Origin of the sequence: Rhodopila sp. (genome assembly GCF_035548235.1) — a bacterium.
Lineage (GTDB): Bacteria > Pseudomonadota > Alphaproteobacteria > Acetobacterales > Acetobacteraceae > Rhodopila.
In genome coordinates this window covers 1-1,752 of record NZ_DASZTJ010000226.1, presented here as the reverse complement: position 1 = coordinate 1,752, position 1,752 = coordinate 1, and the positions used below count along the sequence as shown (strand labels likewise).

Annotated in this window: 2 protein-coding genes; one reads left to right on the top strand and one right to left on the bottom strand. The window is 63.7% G+C overall.

Annotated features, from left to right (window positions below):
- Positions 1-1,093 (top strand): DUF1329 domain-containing protein (locus VHB27_RS18730; RefSeq protein ID WP_325603337.1); only part of this gene is annotated, 1,093 nt, incomplete at its 5' end.
- Positions 1,094-1,219: 126 nt separating this feature from the next.
- On the opposite strand, the gene VHB27_RS18725 is transcribed toward VHB27_RS18730, so the two are convergent.
- A complete protein-coding gene (locus VHB27_RS18725; protein ID WP_325603335.1) occupies positions 1,220-1,420 on the bottom strand; it encodes a hypothetical protein in 201 nt (66 codons plus the stop codon).
- Positions 1,421-1,752 lie beyond the last annotated feature (332 nt).

Below are 1,752 nucleotides of genomic sequence, written 5' to 3'. Positions count from 1 at the left end.
CACGACCGACATCACCAAGCTCGCGCCCTACGACTACCTGCAGGCGACCGACAAGAACCGCGGCAAGGCCGCCTTCGACGACAAGGGCAACGTCCGCGTCAAGGGCACGACCGATCCGTGGATCGGCGGCAACCCGTTCCCTAATCCCGCCAATGCGCAGGAAATCGTAGCGCCGCTGTCGCTGAGCTGGGGGCGGCACGACCAACTGCTGTTCTGCATCAAGCAGACCCAGCTCGACGGGCACAGCAACCCGACCTATCACTACGAATTCTGCTGGGTCGAGATTCAGGGCACCGGCCGGACCACGCTGGCCCCGACGCCTTACCGGGACCGCGAGATCCTCCGCTGGAACACGGCCTTCTTCAGCAGTCCGACGGATGTCGCCGGCACCTCGTTCCTGAACACCTGGCCCTATGACGCGACGCAGTACCCGGAGCTGCATGGCTTCATTCCGACCTTCAAGCGCATCCGGCGCTTTTCGACCACCCAGCGCTTCGACCCGATGGTGCCGGGCTCGACCGCCTATCTGTCCGATGCGTGGACGATGGGCGATCCGTACCTGACCTGGGGCAACTACAAGGTCGTCAGGCACGGCCCCTGCCTCGGCGCCGTCGCGGACAACTGGAACTGGAAGGACGCGAACTGGGACCGCACGCCGACCAGCGGTCCGAACGGCAAGAAGCGCTTCTTCGACACGACGATGGAGCTGATCCCGGAGGCCTATGTCATCGACTGCGAGCCGGTGAAGTATCCGCGCGCACCCTACAGCAGGAAGCGCATCTGGATCGACGCGCGATCCGGCTGCCCGCTGACCATGATCACCTACGATCGGCGCGGCGCGATGTACAAACACTGGGAAAGCGCCTCCGACTATTACGACGCCAGAGACAAGGGCGGGTCCGCCTTCATGGAGCCGACCGGCCATCCGATGTGGTCATGGGTACACGTGCATTGTACGGATCTTCAGACCAACGACGTGGGCCTGCTGTGGCTCGCGCGCACGATGCAGGGCGGGTACGAGACCAAGATGAACGATCCCAGCCTCTACGACACCTATTGCACGGAGCAGGCGCTGCTTCAGCTCGGCGCCTGACCGGCCGCGGCGCAAATTCCGGTGAGATTGGGGGAGCTTCGGCTCCCCCTTTTTCGATCGCAGCGCGGCAGGACGGGGACCGATGGAAGGGGGTGCCGTCAGAAGACCGCGCCGGACGAGCGCGGCCTATTCCGTGCCCTGCTTGGCGATCGCATAGCCCGCGGGAACGGGACAACGACCGTTATACGAGCGGCACAGCCAGGCATAGTGCAGGCACCTGCCAGTGGGGACGCGCAGGCCATAGGTCAATCGACCCGCGGGCGCGCCCAATTCCGGCCGGTCGCAGACCCGCTCGTAACCCAGGGCGTAGGGGTCCGTGCTCGGCACCGTTTTGCCTGCCGCGTTCCTCCACAGCAGCGTGGAACCAAGGGCGAGCGCCAGGATGGACCCGGTCAGGAATAATGCCAGACATTTGAGCCAGCGTGGTGTGATGCGAATGGCTGCACCATGCCGCCACCGAGCAACCAGGGATATATTCTCGTGATCCATCCGGGCTGATCTCTCAAAAAAACTGGCCATCGGCCGACATTATTTCCCGGCACCCTCCGTCCGCCGATCTGCCCGTTCGACCGCGTTCACGATTACATGAGCGACAGAACACCCTCAGAGGAGGCGCAAGGAAAACGACCCTATTATTCCCCGCGATCGGTTAACATCTC